This is a genomic window from Aquibacillus koreensis (assembly GCF_025154055.1).
GTDB classification, from domain to species: domain Bacteria; phylum Bacillota; class Bacilli; order Bacillales; family Amphibacillaceae; genus Aquibacillus_C; species Aquibacillus_C koreensis.
In genome coordinates this window covers 1-18,011 of sequence record NZ_JAOALK010000048.1, presented here as the reverse complement: position 1 = coordinate 18,011, position 18,011 = coordinate 1, and the positions used below count along the sequence as shown (strand labels likewise).

Sequence of the window (18,011 nt, the reverse complement as noted above, 5' to 3'; positions counted from 1 at the left end):
GCACTTTTTATTGGTTTTAAATGGTAAGATGATATTAAAAAGGTAAATCACTGTAAAGTATATGCTCAATATTCTTTGGGTCATTTATGCTTTTTATTAAATGATCTAAGTCAATATCCATCTTTGAAGATTTTTCAATTGCTTTGATTAGATGTGTACAATCCGTTACAAGTTTATCCTTATGAATTTTATTTTCGTTTATAAATTCTCTTATAATGTGGTGTATTAGTGAATTGTATGATTCAAAAAACGTATATGTATTAACACCTTTTTTAATTCTATAGCATTCCTTCAGGTAGTTCCATTCCACTACGCATTCAGTTTGATCAGTTCCTGTATTCACTACAAATTTAAATCTATTATCATATCTACAAGTATGTTTTCTGATAGAGAATGGTTCTGGTAATTTGTTTTCGATAGTATCCATAACTATTTGGTAAACTTCTTGAACAGTTATGTTATTGAAAAACTCATAGTACCCAAAATTGGTAAACAGATAATCAGTATCAATATACTTTTCTAGTAATTTTTTATTACTTATCCCAATGTCCATATCAAAATAACCAATTATATCTGCAATCTTTACTGCACGATTTACTAAATAAGAACCTTTCTTTGAATTAAAACGATTTTCTCTATTTTCTGGGTTTAGCAACTCAACCTCAGAGTAAGAAGTAAATAAATTTCCATCAGTGTTTGAATTAGTCTTGTAGTAGTGACTTTGAAATTCCCTTATTTTCTTACAAAACTGGGTGTACATTTCATAATCTGGTATACAATTGGACTCTTCTAATAAAAACATTGTTAGATCATAAAAGTTCGCATAACCGTACTTTGAATTATCAAAAACTATCTGCATACCTTTATCATTCTCACTCCATGAAAAGGTATAATTGAATACATTCCTGCCAGTGTCACTATATACGTAAAAACTATAGGAACAACATAAACTATCGTGAGTTCTATCATGTAAAATAGTAGAAATATCCTTATTTTCTTCTTTCCTTAAATAATCCTCGAAACTAATGCCGCTGTCATAATGAAAATTAATGTAAGTATTATAGAAATCTAGCAATTTAATAATATTTAAGATAACATTCTCTACATTTCCTTCATCGATATTTCCTAGATGTTCAAAAGAAAGGATAAAATGGGGAGTATTATAATCCTTAGTAAAATTGTACTCATTGCTTCTATAATGCCATCCACCATTTATCCAAAATAATATTTCACCGCTCTGCATTTGTATAAGGATTTTCCTTAATTCCGCAACCTTCTCCAAGATCGCCATCCATTCGTTATTTCTCATATCTAGTATTTCTTCTTGATTTGTCATAATCATCAACCTCCTTTAAATTCGTGGTAGGCTGATTATAAATAGTGGTGTAATGAGTTGTTTTAATTGTTATAGTAATATCCTACAATTTATTTATAAAAGAAAAAAGTTATTAAATCAAATCTATAGAGCACTAAATTTATTTGTAAAAGATAGGAACTGCTGCTAACACAAACAAATAAAATAGTCTCCTAGAATGGTATATCGTCACTGCTTATTTTCCGCTGATCATAATTGGAAATCAAATCTACTAGATCTTTATATTCATCGGCACTCGAGTCTTTACAAATTACATAAGCAAATTTTTCAATTTTGTTATAGTAAGATTTCTTAATTTTTTTATTTATATTGTTTGGAATAAGCGATAAAAGATATTCAATTAAGCATTCAGGACCATTAAAATAATTACATTTGAAATTAAAAGAAATTATCCTAAAGCATCCTTCCGATTTATTCCACTCAATAATATATTCCTTGTCAATTAAAATTTTGTGATTATTGGTATATAAACATTTTTCTTTCCTGATTTCAAAGGGTACTAAAGTATAAAGTTCTAAATAGCACAAAAATAAATGCGCAAGTTCTTCTATATCTCTATCAAAATAACCATATTCACGTTCATGCCAAAAAAGTAATTCGCCTTCATCCATGTAATGCTCCTGATTTATATTTTCTGGAATTGTAACATGCTCATCTAGACCGTAGAATTTAATTACATCTTTTATTTTGCGGTATTCACCATTTAATTCCCAAGGGTACTTATTTTGTATCATGATTTCAGTTGTTGGTCTAAAAGTTAGAGGTATAGATTCATTTATTAAATAATAATAGTAATCTTCAAACTTTTTTAATTCATTCCAAAATAAAGAAAGAACGTAGAAATTATCTATGGCCTGCTTCGACAAGTCAAATAGAAAATTAATTAGATGTCTAATATCTCTAGCAAAGCCAACAGTTTCATCATCAAGTATAACTAGCAAATAACGATTATAACTTTCCCACTCTATTTTGCAACTAAAATCATAATTACCTCGATTAAACACAAACTCGAAGGAATTAGATAGATTTAAAAGTAAACCAGTGTTTTTTCTTACATAAAATTCATGAACTTCCTTATCATTTAATGATTGGTCGAGTCCAAAAATTACACAGCAAATATTATTGATTAATTCGTTAATGTTACTTTGGTTAATACAGTACAGTTCTTCTTTAGAAAGTTTTAATTTAGGGAATTCGTTTTCCTTACCTAAGTGATTTTCTTCTTCAATTGACCATGTACCACCTCTACTAAATCTAACCTCTTCGGTAGTTTTTGATAATATGACCCCTTTTAGTTCCGCTACCTGCTTCAGCGTACAGATCCAGTCATTACTGTACCTATCTTTAAAACTTCTCTTTTCATTTTTCATATGAATCAACCTCCTTAATGTATGTGGTAGGCTGATTATAAATTGTATTATGATTGATTGTTATGACTGTTATGTTGGTGCCCTACAATTTATTTATAAAACAAGTATAGTAATGAATCAAATCTATAGAGCACTTTTTTCATTTTGATCTAATAAATTGGAGTCTCTTAGCTTAAGTATATATTCCTATATACTACTACTTAACATTGATTTAAAGGGCAATTTGACCGTAATTATTAAGGGATTTTACAGGTATCTCTGTTACAGTATGGAATATCATCATGAATAAAATTCTTACGAAAGAAGGCTAGGAAATGAACAAAAGAAAAGAAGCAACGATTGTGCATGCCGACAAAAATATGGTTATGGCTAAAAGTGGAGGATATTATGTATCGGTAGTAAAGGTGAATAATTCTTTATCTGTAGGTAATTATGTAGTTATTGTGAATAAAGAAAATCTACAAGGGGAACAAAGGGATATCTTACAAAGAAGATTTAGTAATACCAGCCATCTTGTTAGGTTTTTATTATCTATCGTTCCAGAGTACTTTATTGAAAAGAAAATTATCAAAGAAACTTATGATGCAATACAGGAGTTAATTACTGCTAAAGATTGAAATTCCATTAGAAAAACAAGGGATTCAGGTATGCGAATATAAGTTAACAGTGTAGGATATTTCACTCTAGAAAGGGAGATCTAAATGGATAAATACAAGGATCGAGTACTACAAGAAGATAATTTGGTTTACTCATTTTTCGGTGATTACAACATTGTCATCTCTAAGGAAACAGGTTATGAATGGATGGGGAAAAGTTCAACTGATCTGTTTTATGTAATGATAGAAAAAGATAGGGGAGCAGATCAAGAGCAATTATTGCATTTAAGGGTTTTTACGACTATCGGTTTAACCCAAAAATACCTATCTGCAATTTTACCTGATTACGTATTTGATGAGATGCTGATAAGAAGTATAGTATATGCATCAAATGGCCTAGCACTGCAAAAAGTAAGCGAGGGATAGTCCCTTGCTTACTTTCTTTTTATGAATTTTATTTAAGCTACCTTATATAAGGTCAGATCTTACTTTCTGTGTAAAGCACGATAATATAATAAAAATCATGTAGATATTTCATAAGATTTTTGACAACTGAAAAGGAAAAGGATAATAAATGGTTAATTGTTCATTTAGAAAGGGGGAATCTAAATGAATAATGACTTTATATGGCAAGATGATGTTGATTTTTGCGGTATCGTTGTACGATTAGCAATTGTGAAATTTGATGATAGTAATTTATATGGTGCATGTATTGCACAAATTTTTGAGGATGAATTTGTTATGGTTGAAGCAGCAGTTTTTAACAATGTTAATGCTGCAAAGAACTTTCTCTTTGAAAATGTTATTGGTGTTAACTTGTTAAAATTAGAAATAATGAGAGATAAACTAGCAAGCCTCTAAAAATATGGGGGTATATAGTAGTTAAATGACAATGAAGCTGTCTAGGTATTTATTACTCAGACAGCCTTTTTATGTGGGAAATTATAGTCGTATAGTAGAGACACTTAAATTGTATATGGTATTTTTTTTCAGTATGTTTATTAATAAGCTGATATGATTCATGCTATTTGATGAGTGTATTGCTAATTTTATTCATATAACTTAGTGTAGAACTCTTATACTGCTGCGTAGCAGACGATTACTGTGCAAAAAATAATTTAGCTAAGAACTTTAAATAAAAGGTGTTATTTATCGTTTGTAGACTTTTAACAATCGGTTATTGATTTTAACAGTAACTTTGTAAAAGTATGTATCTAATATCTTTTACCCAAGGCATAATAAGATATTAGATACATACAATTTTGAAAGAACATTAATTTTTATTTGATCAAATTATTTTTTGTGCCAATGAATTTGTTATTATTACTTCCTAATATAAAATTCTTGGAGGGATTTTTTGATTAATATTCCAATTGATGAACCAGTTATTATATTTGCGTTAACAATGGTTATTTTCTTTTTAACGCCATTACTAATGAAAAAATTAAAAATACCCGGAATTATTGGGCCAATACTGGCAGGGGTTATTATTGGACCGCATGGATTCCATCTATTAGAAAGGGATCAAACAATTGTTTTATTAGGTACTATAGGATTGCTGTTTATCATTTTTATTGCAGGTTTAGAATTAGACATTGATGGATTCAAAAAATATCGTAAAAGAAGTATTCTATTTGGCTCACTATCCTTTAGTATTCCGCTCATTTTCGGAACAGTTGTCGGTATTATATTTGATTACAGTATTGCAGCCTCCATACTCTTAGGATCAATCCTTGGTTCTCATACCTTGTTGGCTTACCCTATTGCTAGCAGAATGGGAATTTCTAAAAATAAGGCAGTAACAACTGCAGTAGGAGGCACTCTGCTTACAGATACTTTCGCCTTATTAGTATTAGCAGTAGTCACAGGAGCTGCTGAAGGTCAATTGTCTCTGCAATTTTGGATAAAAATGATTGTCTCATTGATTGTTTTTGTTTTAATAATACTTTGGGGAACACCAAGGTTATCAAGATGGTTTTTTAGAAATGCAGAAAATGAAGGTGTAACTAATTTTACTTATGTAATGGTTATTCTTTTCGTTTCAGGCTTCTTGGCAATTGTTGCTGGCGTGGAACCAATTATCGGGGCATTTCTAGCAGGTCTGGCCCTAAATCGTTTTGTTTTTGATCATGGAACATTAATGAATCGTATACGTTTTTTGGGAAATGCATTATTCATACCATTCTTTTTGTTATCTGTAGGAATGTTAATGGATTTAAGTGTGTTATTTAACAACCCAAAAGCATGGATTATTACTGTAACCATTGTTGTTTCAGTATTTATAGGAAAAGCATCTGCTCCAATAATTATTAGTAAGGTTTACAAATATTCCAAGACAGAATGCAATGTAATGGTTGGTTTAACCATACCACAAGCAGCAGCAACACTTGCTTCTACATTAGTTGGTTTTGAAGTTGGGCTGTTGGATCAAGCAACTGTTAATGCTGTAATCATTATGATTTTGTTAACATGTATTGCCGGACCATATTTTGTTGAGAAATATGGCAGAAAATTAGCACTAAATGAGGAACAACAACCTAGTGAGAGAAAGGAAGGACCTGAGCGTATCCTTATTCCATTAGCCAATCCACATACAATGGAATCTTTAATTGATCTTGCCACCTTGATTAAACATTCTACTTCGGAGGAACATCCTTTATATCCTCTAACAGTAGTACAAAAAGATATAAGAACATCACAAGATGAGGTAGCAAATGCAGAAAAGATGTTGGGTCATGCGGTCATATATGCATCCGGTGCCGAAATTCCAGTACGTCCTATAACAAGGTTAGATCGAAATGTGTCGAATGGCATAATAAGGGCTATTGCTGAAGAAAGAATAAACACTGTTGTTATTGGATGGAATGCAGAAAGAAAGCCCAACGAATTATTTGGAGGTATTATTGACCGATTTGTTGATCAAACAACTCAAACGGTGTTAGTAACAAAATTAGGTCATCCGTTACAAATCACAAGACGAATTATTTTGATCATTCCTTATGGTGAAGATCATAAGCCGGGATTTATTGAGGCGTTAGAAAGAATAAAAATGTTGACAGACCGATTAGGTGCTTCGTTATTAGTTTTAGTAATTAATGATTCTATAGAAACATTTGAAAAATATATAAAGAAAATTAAGCCCAATCCTCCTACTGAGATAAGAAAGTTAAATGGTTGGCCATCCTTAAAAGAAAATTACGAATCTATGTTAAAACAGGATGATATTGTAGTCATTATGAGTGCAAGAAAAGGCACCATTGCTTGGCATCCTGAACTTGAGGAATTACCAAAAAGATTGGCAAAAGTAAAACCGGAAAGTTTTATCGTTTATTATCCAGAAGAAGAAGATGAAGTTGATATTAGAGGTTCTAGGGGTATAGAAATTCCGAAAGAGGTGCTACGCAAAAAAGATTATGAGGAGTATGATTAAATGAATGATTATAAAGACAGATAGGCGGATAGAGAACACGGAAATAAATCATCGTAGATATACGTTGTCTTATTAGTGATTATTCTTTTAATCGATAAGTTTTAAATAAAAACCATTGAAGTTAAAATAAAATTTCAATGGTTTTTATTACTATTGAATGAAAAGAGGAACATATTGGAAGATACTGTAATTTGGGATGCCTAGACGATTGTATATATATATATAAACCTCTCCAAGATTAGTAGATTGCTTGTTAAAATTATGCCTGTTTTATGTCAGAGGTTAAATAAAGGTATACCACTTGGAGATATTGATGTGTATTTGCTTAATAGAAGAACTGTTTTACGATAAAGCAAGAAGTGAACCATATCACAAGTAAGGTAATTGAAAAATTCAATCTTAAACAAATTGGCATTATTCTGAGATAATTTAACAAAAGTTATAATCTCAGTAAAAAATGACAAATAGGCAGACAATGTTATGATCTTAGCTTTTTTCTATGGAACATAGTTGCTTATTCCATAGTAACTAACTTGTTGCTTTGGATATATTTTTTCTACCTCATCGCCAAACTTATCCATAAAGTATTATTCGATTTTTATTATTGTTTAAATAGAAGAAATGATATAAAATAAAACCATCACGTTGTAGTTTGGAGGGAACAGCGTTGGGGCTGAGAAATTAAAAATTGGAGAACTTGCTTCTATCACTGGTGTAACAAAGAGGACAATTGATTACTATACAAACCTTGGTTTACTTAGAGCGGAACGTTCTACTTCTAATTACCGTTATTATGAACGAACAGCAATAGAACAGCTAAATTTTATTGAAAAAAGTAAAAAAGATGGGGTGTCATTAGAGGAAATTAAAAAAAGGATTGTGAAAAATTATGCCGAAGAAATTGATGTCACGGAACTAAGATTAAAAATAAAAGGGCTTGAAAAAGAAGTTAGTGAGATATTATATCAACTTAATGAAAATGAAAAAAAACTTGAATATGTGCAGAAAAATATTTCAAAAGAAAGTCTCTCATTAATACAATCCTTATTATTACTTATTAATTGATTCACTCAGAGGTTCAAACAAATGCTTTTGCATCCTATGGATGTTATGATTTTTCCCAAGGAATAGAAGACGACGAATACTCGATACTTGAATCGATATAGAGTTCTATATATAATTTTATATAAACCATAACGTCATAGTTTGATATATATATCCGTAGATTGTTTATTACATTAAGAGAGTAATATAAAAGTAGAGCGTAAAGGTTTTGAAAACAAATGTAAAGGAGGGCTCCAATTGGGAAGGCGTTATTGCGAATTGGGCAAGTGGCTAAATTAAGTGGATTAACTTCACGAACGATTGATTATTATACTCAACAGAATTTGCTACGTGTATAAAGGTCTTCTTTAAATATCGTCTTTAACACGAGGATGTCATCAATATTAGAAAAAATAAAGCGATTAAAAGAGCAGAGATATTCTATTTCTGAGATTAAAAGATCATTCATGAACAGGAAAATCAAAAGGTCGATTATTGTGATCGAAGTACAGGATGTTATCAATCGTTTGTACAGGAAGTTAGATTTGCTTTCTGACCAACCTTTAGAAGTACCAAATGTTGAAAAAGAACAGGTATTTTATCACTAGTAAATGAATTATCTAATGTATTGAAAGAATTGAGTTTGCTTTAACTATTTCTGGAGGTGAATCCCTCAGGAAGAGGGAAATAATTGGATATATATACGATTTCAAATATTTTTTTATTAGTAATCTTACTTGCCTTGACGGCTTTCTTTGTTGCTTCAGAATTTGCCGTTGTGAAAATCCGAACGTCAAGGATTGACCAATTAATTGCAGAAGGGAACAAGAAGGCTGTTGTAGCTAAGAAAGTTGTCATGGATCTTGATTACTATTTGTCTGCCTGTCAGCTTGGTATTACTGTTACGGCATTAGGACTTGGTGCATTTAGTAAGCCATTTGTGAAAGAATTATTGAATCCAGTATTTGATTGGTTAAGCGTATCTGATGGAGTTGCTTCGATTATTTCTTATGCGATTTCTCTATCTGTTGTCACTTACCTTCATGTGGTAATTGGTGAAATGGCACCCAAAACACTCGCGATTGAATTTTCAGAGAAAGCAACGTTGCTATTAGCAGGACCTCTATATTGGTTCGGAAAGATTATGTACCCGTTTATCCAAGTATTAAATGGTACATCTCGTGTTTTCCTTCGTATGTTTGGTGTTCCAGCAGCAGCACATGAGCAGGCTTATTCGGAAGAAGAACTTAAAATTATTATGGCTCAAAGCTTTCGAGGAGGGGAAATTGACCAGACTGAGCTAAAATATATGGAAAATGTTTTCTCTTTTGATGAGCGTGTAGCGAAAGACATAATGGTACCGAGAACCGATCTTGTCACAATTGATAAAGAAATGAGCTATGATGAAATAATAAAAATTCTAGATGAGCATAATTATACACGCTACCCAGTAATAGAAAACGGCGATAAGGATCGTATTATTGGGATTGTAAATGCTAAGAAAATGTTGAGTCATATTGTTGCTGGTCGAGAAAGCAAACTTGAAGAATTTATTCGTGATGTGCCACATGTGGTTGAGGTAACTAGTATTCAAGACAGCTTCTTAAAAATGCAGCAGGCTCAGGTTCATATGACTGTTGTCATGGATGAATATGGAGGGACATCCGGTATAATAACGCTTGAAGATGTTTTAGAAGAGATTGTCGGTGAAATTCGAGATGAATTTGATGCAGATGAGGTACCAGATATTCGAAAGGCTAGCGAGAATAAATATATTATTAACGGCCGTGTGCTTCTTTCTGAACTAGAAGACAGATTCGGTTTGGAATTTGAGGATAGTGAAGATCTTGATACGATCGCTGGTTGGATTCAATTAAAAAATTTCGATATTGCACAAAAAGGCGATGAAATCAAACATGGTCGTCATTTATGGACGGTCGATCAAGTGGATAACTTCCAAATAAAGCAGGTTATCTTTCATCAGGATAAAGAACAAGAAATAACTGAAGAGAAGGAAGCTTCTCTATCATTAACCGAAACATCTTGGAGGTGAATCCCTCAGAAAGAGGGAAATAATTGGACGGAATGATAATCTTAAATTTATTTTTGATCGTAGTATTCATCCTTGCAACAGCATTCTTTGTGGGAGCAGAATTCGCCATTTTGAAGGTTAGAATGTCAAGAATCGATCAATTGATAGCTGAAGGTAATAAGAAGGCAAAGTTAGCAAAGAAAGTAGCGAAGGAGCTAGACTATTATTTATCTGCTTGTCAGCTGGGGATTACAATTACAGCACTTGTATTGGGTGCTTTAGGTGAACCAACTGTACAAAAAATATTACAGCCTTTGTTTGAAGAGTTTAATATCCCTGCTGCAGTCGCAACAATGCTTTCATACTTTATTGCATTGTCCGTGGTTTCACTACTACATGTAGTGATAGGTGAGCTTGCTCCTAAAACATTAGCCATCCAATACTCGGAAAAAATGACGTTATTATTGGCTCCACCGCTTTATTGGTTTGGATTCATCATGAGCCCTGTGATTCGTGTACTAAATGGATCTGCTAGACGGATCCTTAAACTATTCGGTGTAAAACCGTCTGGTCACGATACGGCCCATTCTGAGGAAGAGTTAAAGCTGATTGTTGCGCAAAGTTATGAAGGCGGAGAAATCAACCAAACAGAGCTTGACTATTTAAAAAATATCTTCGCGTTTGATGAAAGACAACTAAAGGATATCATGATTCCTATTGCTGAAATAATAACACTTGAAAAGCATCAATCATTAGACGAAATGATTATTGTGATTGATAAGTATGATTTTACTCGTTATCCAGTAATTGACATGAGTAATAAAACAAAAGATTTTATTGGGTTTATCAATACAAAGGAAATGTTGACAAGCATTGCGGCTGGAAGAAAGGGTGCCATCGATTATTTTATCCATGAGATTCCACGATTTAAGCAATCTATCTCCATTAAGGATGTTTTTCTAAAGATGCAGCAAACTCGTACTCATATTGCCATTGTGACGAATGAACAAGGTGTTAGTGTGGGTCTCGTTACGATGGAGGATATTTTATCTGAGATTGTCGGAGAAATTCGTGATGAATTGGATGGAAATGAAATGTTGGCCACGACTTAATGATTGTTTGTAGTATAGGCAAGGGAATTGTGTAAGTTATCTTTTTTTAAGTTCATTTGTTCGTAAAAACAAGGTATAGAAGGTCGCTGAACAATTCCATTTAAAAGTTTGCCCAATTATATGACTTATAAGGAATGTCTATTTAAAAATGGACATTCCTTGTTAATTTCCACAGAATAACGTATTTTTTAAGTTAACATTCTTGAGTGTATAATTCAAAATACAGCCAGTAGATAAAAAGTCTTAAAATCCAATTTTGGGGGTACATAACTTTTTATGGAAATTAATGAATTACTTATCATTTTAAAATACCTTATTTTAGGCTTAGTTCAAGGTTTTACTGAACCTATTCCTGTTTCATCAAGCGGTCACGTTATCATAGGACAAAGATTATTGGGGTTAGAACAGAAAGGGTTGTTATTCGAAATTCTAACGAATACAGCCTCACTAATTGCTATATGTTTTATCTATCGTCAAGACCTTATACGCTTAATGGTCAATACAATACAATATATTCGAACTCAAAAAAAGGAATACAAGTCCGATTTTATCTTCGTTATTTATATTATAATTGGGACAATCCCTGCAGCTGTGCTAGGTTTACTATACAACGAGATAATTGCTGAGTATTTAACATCACTCAATACAATTGCGATCACTTTGTTAATCACCGGAGCAGCGCTTTGGCTGATTCGTAATTTTCAGGGGGTTAAAAGAGATGGAGATTTGTCCTTTAAAGATGCTTTAATTGTTGGATTAGCTCAAGCGGCGGCTCTTATTCCGGGGATTAGTCGTTCAGGTGCAACAGTTATAACATCTATTGCAGTAGGTATGAAACAAGATACGGCCTTACGCTTTTCGTTTATGTTGTATATTCCAGTTAGTCTTGGTGGTATGGTACTGGGAATTTCAGATCTTATTAATGGTCCCGGTATTGGCTCGTTGGCTATACCATATCTCGTTGCTTTTATTGCTACTTTATTTATGACGTATTTCGCGATGAAATGGTTTATGGGGATTATGGCAAAAGGGAATTTAAAATATTTTGCCTACTATTGTTTTATTGTGGGCATTTTATTGCTAATCTTTTCACCAAATCTATTATAAATAAAAAAACAAAAAGAGACTGATATGAATAATGGTTGTATAACAACCTTGAGTCAGTCTCTTATTTTAGTATAAATGAACTATGATGCTGGTTAACTACTGTACGTTTAGTTTTCTTCTTTTTACAATCATCCAAATAATGAGTATAGCAATTGAAATTAACATATAGTTAGCATATTGACTAAATAATTCACCAGCCTTTTCCCACTGAGTTCCAAGACTATAGCCTAAATAGACATAAATCGCTGTAACTGGAAGCATGGCTAAATACGTATAAATAATAAATTTCCACACATTCATCTTGGCCATTCCACACGGAATCGAAATAGCCGTCCGAACTCCCGGGATAAATCGACCTAAAAATGCAACACTTCCGCCATATTTTTCAAAAAATTGATCTGATTTATCAATATGCACTTCTTTTATGAAAAAATATCTCCCGAATTTTACTATTGCTACTCTACCACCACAACGACCTAATGCATATAAAGTGAGTGGACCAAGTACACCGCCAATAGAACCTGCAAAAATGGCTCCATATAAATTCATGGTTCCTTCATATACCCAATAACCAGCCAACGGTAGTACAAGTTCTGCCGGAACAAATTCAAATGTTAACGCAAGTATAATACCTAAATATGATAGCTCTTTAAAAGCTTCTATCATTTGCAAGATCAGATTTTCCATTGGGGATTACCTCCTTTATATTTTATTATAACTAGAAAGAAAGAGTGTACCTCTGATTTTTACAAGCTCAACAGAAATCCCATGAATTTATTTGAATAGGCTATAGGGAATCGAAAAGGTTGAAAAATCCAACATTGAAGAGAAAATTATACCATATAAATTATAGGTTTTACATGTAGCAAAATTACAAACTGATATGGAAATATTTTATTTGGATTTTCCTATTTTTAGCATGAGTATTTCAATATGGAGACAATTTAAAGTAAAGATAACTTCCGTCTTACAGTTTGCAAGACTGCTTATTGACTACCATTCATATCTTTTATCTATAGGGGAATGGTTTCAACAAACAAACGACCATGTTGTTAAGTAACGCTTACTAAGATAAATGGGTATTCACTTAAAATAAATAAGGATTATGAAAATAGAAATGTTTTTAATTTGAAGGTTTACTGAAAGAAGAATGGTCTGTAAAGGTTTATTATGAAAGCTTATCAAAAAACACCCCTATCGAGCGATAAGAGGTGTTTTATAAAGTTGCAAATTAAGAGTTTTGGTTCTTATTTTGCTGGGATTGTTGGTTTTGTCGTCTTACCTGTTGTGCATTAGTTTCGCTAGCAAATTCTGTTCCGAATTGACCAGCTCCAGTTTGTCCACTTTGAGCATTTTGTTGTCTAACCTGTTGTGCGTTAGTACGAGCTCGTTTTTGGTTTGGTTGTTGATTGTTAGCCATTGTTAATCACCTCCACAAGAATAATATATCCTAAACATATTTAATTATCCTAAATAGTTTAAATTGGTTTATGTAGCTATTCGAGAACTGTTAGGTCACAGTTCACCCATACCACATTAAGGTATGCCAAAGTTACACATGAATGGAAATATGAACAGCATAAAAAGGTGTTTAATACGGTAAAGATTTGTTTGTAATTCTACATGCATGCCCCCACAGCAAAAGTAAAATTCTTAGTTAAAAAATGAAAATTACAAACCTTATTATTACTCATTTAATTAATTGATTTGGAGGGCTAGACAAAATGCTTTTTCATCCTATGGATATTCTTTTTTTTTTTGCATTAGATATATCAATAAGGGTACAATTTAAAGTGAAAGGTAACTATAAAAAAACGGGCTGAAGTGCAAGCTAGAACTGGCTTATCACGTCAAACTGTGTAAGGCGACTTTTGGATAACAACGGGTTAAACAAAATTACAATCGAGGTTGTACCAAGTATCCTATCTGACCATTATGATCCGATTAACAATGAAGTAATCTGGCTAGGGACTTAATGCTAACAGAAGGTATTTGATTCAATGATAAAGAGCATGGTGTTAAAAAAATCTTAAATGCCGCAGATTACTATGTGTTTGGTGCGTTTATGGCTTTGTTTGAATTAATAAAGTTTGTGATGATTTTATGCAAGGAAATAAAGATGAACAATAAAATCTTAATTTTAAATGGAGGTGAATCCCTTCAGGGGGATTTAATTGGATATTATCTTAATAACGAATTTGTTTTTAATTGCTTTATTAATTGCACTAACAGCTTTCTTTGTTGGTTCTGAATTTGCAGTGGTAAAAGTTAGAATGTCAAGAATAGATCAGTTAATCTCGGAAGGAAATAAAAAGGCTGTAATTGCAAAAAAAGTAGCTAATAACCTTGACTACTACCTTTCAGCATGTCAACTTGGAATAACTGTGACAGCACTTGGATTGGGTTTCTTAGGTAAACCAACAGTTGAGAAATTGTTGTATCCAGCGTTTAATGCTATGGGGTTATCACAATCAGTAACTACTCTTTTATCCTATATTATTGCTTTCTCGCTTGTTACATTTCTTCATGTAGTTGTTGGTGAATTAGCTCCAAAGACTTTGGCGATCCAATTTGCCGAAAAAATGACTTTATTATTAGCTCGTCCCTTGTATTATTTTGGGTATATCATGGCTCCGCTAATTTGGACAATGAATGGTTCGGCAAGATTACTATTACGTTCTTTTGGAGTAAAACCCGTAGGACATGAACAGGCACACTCTGAAGAAGAACTTCGCATTTTACTATCAGAAAGTTATAAGAGCGGAGAAATTAATAAGAACGAATTAAAGTATGTAAACAATATATTCGAATTTGATGAAAGAATCGCCAAAGAAATTATGGTACCACGAACTTCGATTGTAACAATTTCGACTGATGACAATTATGATGATATACTTCGCTCAATAAAAACAGAAAAATATACTCGTTATCCAGTTGTTGCTGGGGACAAAGACAACATAGTAGGATTTATAAATATAAAGGAATTTTTCACATCTAATGAAATCAATGAAGATAACTTTGAATTGGATTCAATTCTGAATCCTGTAATTAAAGTAATTGATTCAACTCCGATTCATGATCTATTGTTAAAAATGCAAAAAGAGCAGACTCATTTAGCCATTTTGATTGATGAGTACGGAGGAACATCAGGTTTGATCACAGTGGAAGATATACTTGAAGAAATTGTTGGTGAAATTAGAGATGAATTTGATGAAGAAGAAATACCTGAAATCCGTAAATTAAATGACAATCACTTTATCATTGATGGAAAATTACTAATTAGTGATGTGAATCACTTATTAGGCACTAATTTATCAGATGAAGATATTGATACTATTGGCGGTTGGTTCCTCACCCAAAACTTTAATACATTAAAAGGTAAGGAGATAGAATATCAAGGGTATTTATTTAAGGTATATGAAAGCGATGGGCATCGTATCAACTATTTAGAGGTAATATTACCTAAATAAATGGAATGAAAATGTTCTAAATAAACACAGGGATAAAACGAAGCCTCTGTGTTTATTTAGTTAATAAAGAAGCATAATTTCTTTCAGCCACTATCAGAATTATCTATAAGAAACGCCTAGTTATTGATAAACTTAAGGTATTAAATGTAGAGAGTTAGTGTATATTGTTAGTCGTTTTAGTAGTCTAGATAATCCCCTTAAATTTTTTCCTATATTTTTTATTTTTTTCCATCCTCTACGTATAATCCGCTCCTTATTTTAAACCAATCATATAGGTTAGTAGTAATCACCTTTAACACAGCATAACCTGGCACAGCCAAAACAATTCCAATTATTCCAAATAAATTCCCTGCTGTTAGAATCACAAATATGTGATAGTTATTGGGTGAATGTTAAGGTTTCGTCCCATAATCTGTGGGGAAATTATCTTTCCTTCAATTAATTGAACAACAGTCCAAACAATTATTAATTTTAAAAGCATGATTGGAGAGGTAACTATAGCAATTATCAATGCTGGTGTTATAGCAATGGCGGGTCCTAGGTATGGAACAATACTTGTAAAAGATGCTGTAAGTGCTAATAAGGAAGCATATTCAAGGTCAATTATTTTAAAACCAATAAATAATAAAAAGCCTATACAACAACTTACAATAATTTGTCCACGGATATAAAGACTTATACTTTGGTTAATTTCTTTTATTACAGTAAGGGTTTGTTGTCGGAATGATACTGGTAAAAATTTAGTAAAATATAGCGGGAGTTTCTTCCCATCTTTTAATAAATAGAACAAAATAAAAGGTAGTATGATCAGTGCTATAATAAAATCTTTTACAGCTCCAACAATTACCCCTATCTCAAGCCAAGAATTGTTAAGGTGGGATAGTATTTGGTTAGAGATGTTATCTGCAACATCGGGTGGATTAATGTTAAACCTTTCAAGTGTTTGATTTACAAGCTGACTACCTATAATTTGTTTAATTAGTATTTCTACATCTTTAACATACTGTGGGAAGCTTTTAACTAAGCTAATCAATTGGGCTTGTAATGGATCTACGTCAATATCTTGGACACAAAAAAGTTAATTTTCTAACTGAATAGATTCTAGAAATTAAGAGGCTTGACAAGGAGCCTCTGTGAGCATAGATTTTCATGCCAGGAAGCCAGCTTATTTAAAAACATGCTGGCAAGCCAAGTGAGGCTATCATGCTCACTTCTCCATGTAAAGCCGGCTCTCCATTCTGTCTATGCTGCCACGTGTACATTTAGTTCATTTTCAAGTTCTTGTGGTGTTTTATAAGCAATACTACCGTGTATTCTTTTGCGGTTATATCAACCTTCAATATATTTAAACAACTCAATGTTTGCAGAGTTGAAATCTAAGTATCTAACATGGTTTACTTCTTCTTTCTTTAAGATCGCATGGAATGATTCAATACAGGCATTATCATAAGGGCAACCCTTGCGACTAAAGGAATGTTCCATTCCATACGATTGTATGCGCTGTGTGAAATCTTCACTGGTATATTGTGATCCCAAGTCAGAGTGAAACACTACTCCATCATTGGGTTGTTGTGTGATATAAGCATTGTCCAAAGCCTTTAATACTAATTCTGTTGTCATCGAGCGTGAGAAAGCATAACCAATAATCTTCTTCGTGTGTAAATCCATCACAGAAGCTAAGTAACACCAACCATCTCTTAACGTGTTAATGTACGTAATGTCTCCAACCCACTTTTGATTTATATTTGTGGTGTTAAAGTCTTGTTTTAATATATTGTCTCTTTCAATTACTGTTTCTTTGCTTGGTGTAGGTCTAAATTTCTTAACAATGATAGAACGGATACCAGCCTTTTTCATTAGGCGCTGTACACGCTTGATACTTACGTTATAGCCTTCTTTTTTTAGAGATTCATAGATTTTATGTGCTCCATAACGCTGTTTACTTTCTGCATGAATATCCTTTATACGCTCAGTTATTTCTCTATTTTCACGATCACGATTAGACTCCACATGCTTTTTCGTTTGATAGTACGTGCTTTTGGACACACCTAAAACATCACACATTTGTTTAACAGAGTGATCATCTTTATGAGCATCGATGACAGTGGTTAGTTCAGCAAGTGTTACTTCTTCGCGAATATGGCCATAGCCTTTTTTAAAATGTCATTCTCCTCCTGCAGCTTAAGCATTTGCTTTTTCATCTTAGCAATTTCATCAGCTGTAACAGTGTCACCATCTTCTGTTTTAATCGGAGAGAACTTCTTAATCCATGCATAAATAGTTACTTCAGATACGCCATATTCGCTGCTTAAGTCTTTAGCTGAACTTCCAGAATTATAAAGATCTACTATCATTTTTTTAAAATCTTCATTATATTTTTTGCCTGTATTTTTGTTTCCCATACGGACACAACCTTTCTTCTATATAGTGTAACAAATCTATAGAAACTTAACTAAGGTGTGTCCATGAAACTAT

At 32.5% G+C, this 18,011-nt stretch carries 16 protein-coding genes and 3 pseudogenes; 13 read left to right on the top strand and 6 right to left on the bottom strand.

Going from position 1 to position 18,011, the window contains the following annotated elements; translation table 11 throughout:
• Positions 1–34 precede the first annotated feature (34 nt).
• Complete coding sequence (locus NYQ66_RS13860) at positions 35–1,336, bottom strand: hypothetical protein (protein WP_259870291.1); 1,302 nt, start codon at positions 1,334–1,336, stop codon at positions 35–37.
• 191 nt (positions 1,337–1,527) lie between these two features.
• A complete protein-coding gene (locus NYQ66_RS13855) occupies positions 1,528–2,745 on the bottom strand; it encodes a hypothetical protein (RefSeq protein ID WP_259870290.1) in 1,218 nt (405 codons plus the stop codon).
• 314 nt (positions 2,746–3,059) lie between these two features.
• Here NYQ66_RS13855 and NYQ66_RS13850 point away from each other — a divergent pair, with 314 nt between their 5' ends.
• The 11 genes and pseudogenes from NYQ66_RS13850 (at position 3,060) to NYQ66_RS13810 (ending at position 12,066) form a co-directional block, all read left to right on the top strand.
• Positions 3,060–3,362, top strand: coding sequence for a hypothetical protein (locus NYQ66_RS13850; RefSeq protein WP_259870288.1), 303 nt, complete (start codon positions 3,060–3,062; stop codon positions 3,360–3,362).
• Between the two features lie 84 nt (positions 3,363–3,446).
• Positions 3,447–3,767, top strand: coding sequence for a hypothetical protein (locus NYQ66_RS13845; protein WP_259870287.1), 321 nt, complete (start codon positions 3,447–3,449; stop codon positions 3,765–3,767).
• 183 nt (positions 3,768–3,950) lie between these two features.
• Entirely contained in the window at positions 3,951–4,202 is a 252-nt protein-coding gene (locus NYQ66_RS13840; protein ID WP_259870286.1) for a hypothetical protein, read from the top strand.
• A gap of 496 nt (positions 4,203–4,698) precedes the next feature.
• On the top strand, positions 4,699–6,771 hold the full coding sequence (locus NYQ66_RS13835; RefSeq protein ID WP_259870285.1) for a cation:proton antiporter: 2,073 nt from the start codon (positions 4,699–4,701) through the stop codon (positions 6,769–6,771).
• A 687-nt stretch (positions 6,772–7,458) separates the two neighbouring features.
• Positions 7,459–7,584, top strand: a pseudogene (locus tag NYQ66_RS21550) (MerR family DNA-binding transcriptional regulator); the annotation flags it as partial.
• Positions 7,585–7,620: 36 nt separating this feature from the next.
• Entirely contained in the window at positions 7,621–7,836 is a 216-nt protein-coding gene (locus NYQ66_RS21545) for a hypothetical protein (protein WP_407652089.1), read from the top strand.
• Between the two features lie 251 nt (positions 7,837–8,087).
• Positions 8,088–8,174, top strand: a complete 87-nt coding sequence (locus NYQ66_RS21540) for a MerR family DNA-binding transcriptional regulator (protein WP_407652091.1) — start codon at positions 8,088–8,090, stop codon at positions 8,172–8,174.
• Between the two features lie 33 nt (positions 8,175–8,207).
• Entirely contained in the window at positions 8,208–8,423 is a 216-nt protein-coding gene (locus tag NYQ66_RS13825; RefSeq protein ID WP_259870283.1) for a hypothetical protein, read from the top strand.
• A gap of 83 nt (positions 8,424–8,506) precedes the next feature.
• Positions 8,507–9,868 carry a hemolysin family protein gene (locus NYQ66_RS13820; protein WP_259870282.1) on the top strand — a complete coding sequence of 454 codons (1,362 nt, stop codon included), beginning with the start codon at positions 8,507–8,509 and terminating at the stop codon, positions 9,866–9,868.
• Positions 9,869–9,891: 23 nt separating this feature from the next.
• The gene (locus tag NYQ66_RS13815) at positions 9,892–10,959 is read left to right on the top strand and encodes a hemolysin family protein (RefSeq protein WP_259870281.1); all 1,068 of its coding nucleotides are present in this window, start codon (positions 9,892–9,894) and stop codon (positions 10,957–10,959) included.
• A 282-nt stretch (positions 10,960–11,241) separates the two neighbouring features.
• A complete protein-coding gene (locus NYQ66_RS13810; RefSeq protein ID WP_407652090.1) occupies positions 11,242–12,066 on the top strand; it encodes an undecaprenyl-diphosphate phosphatase in 825 nt (274 codons plus the stop codon).
• 96 nt (positions 12,067–12,162) lie between these two features.
• Here the strand turns inward: NYQ66_RS13810 and NYQ66_RS13805 are convergent, their stop codons facing one another.
• Both NYQ66_RS13805 and NYQ66_RS13800 read right to left on the bottom strand, forming a co-directional pair.
• Complete coding sequence (locus NYQ66_RS13805; protein ID WP_259870278.1) at positions 12,163–12,753, bottom strand: DedA family protein; 591 nt, start codon at positions 12,751–12,753, stop codon at positions 12,163–12,165.
• Positions 12,754–13,297: 544 nt separating this feature from the next.
• Positions 13,298–13,486, bottom strand: coding sequence for a gamma-type small acid-soluble spore protein (locus NYQ66_RS13800; RefSeq protein WP_259870276.1), 189 nt, complete (start codon positions 13,484–13,486; stop codon positions 13,298–13,300).
• Positions 13,487–13,937: 451 nt separating this feature from the next.
• Here NYQ66_RS13800 and NYQ66_RS21535 point away from each other — a divergent pair, with 451 nt between their 5' ends.
• Together NYQ66_RS21535 and NYQ66_RS13795 are read left to right on the top strand one after the other, a co-directional pair.
• Entirely contained in the window at positions 13,938–14,042 is a 105-nt protein-coding gene (locus NYQ66_RS21535) for a zinc metallopeptidase (RefSeq protein ID WP_272479914.1), read from the top strand.
• 207 nt (positions 14,043–14,249) lie between these two features.
• Positions 14,250–15,536, top strand: a complete 1,287-nt coding sequence (locus NYQ66_RS13795; protein ID WP_259870306.1) for a hemolysin family protein — start codon at positions 14,250–14,252, stop codon at positions 15,534–15,536.
• 218 nt (positions 15,537–15,754) lie between these two features.
• Here the strand turns inward: NYQ66_RS13795 and NYQ66_RS13790 are convergent.
• Both NYQ66_RS13790 and NYQ66_RS13785 read right to left on the bottom strand, forming a co-directional pair.
• A pseudogene (locus NYQ66_RS13790) lies at positions 15,755–16,581 on the bottom strand (AI-2E family transporter); the annotation flags it as partial.
• A 197-nt stretch (positions 16,582–16,778) separates the two neighbouring features.
• Positions 16,779–17,938 (bottom strand): annotated as a pseudogene (locus NYQ66_RS13785) (IS3 family transposase).
• Positions 17,939–18,011: the final 73 nt, after the last annotated feature.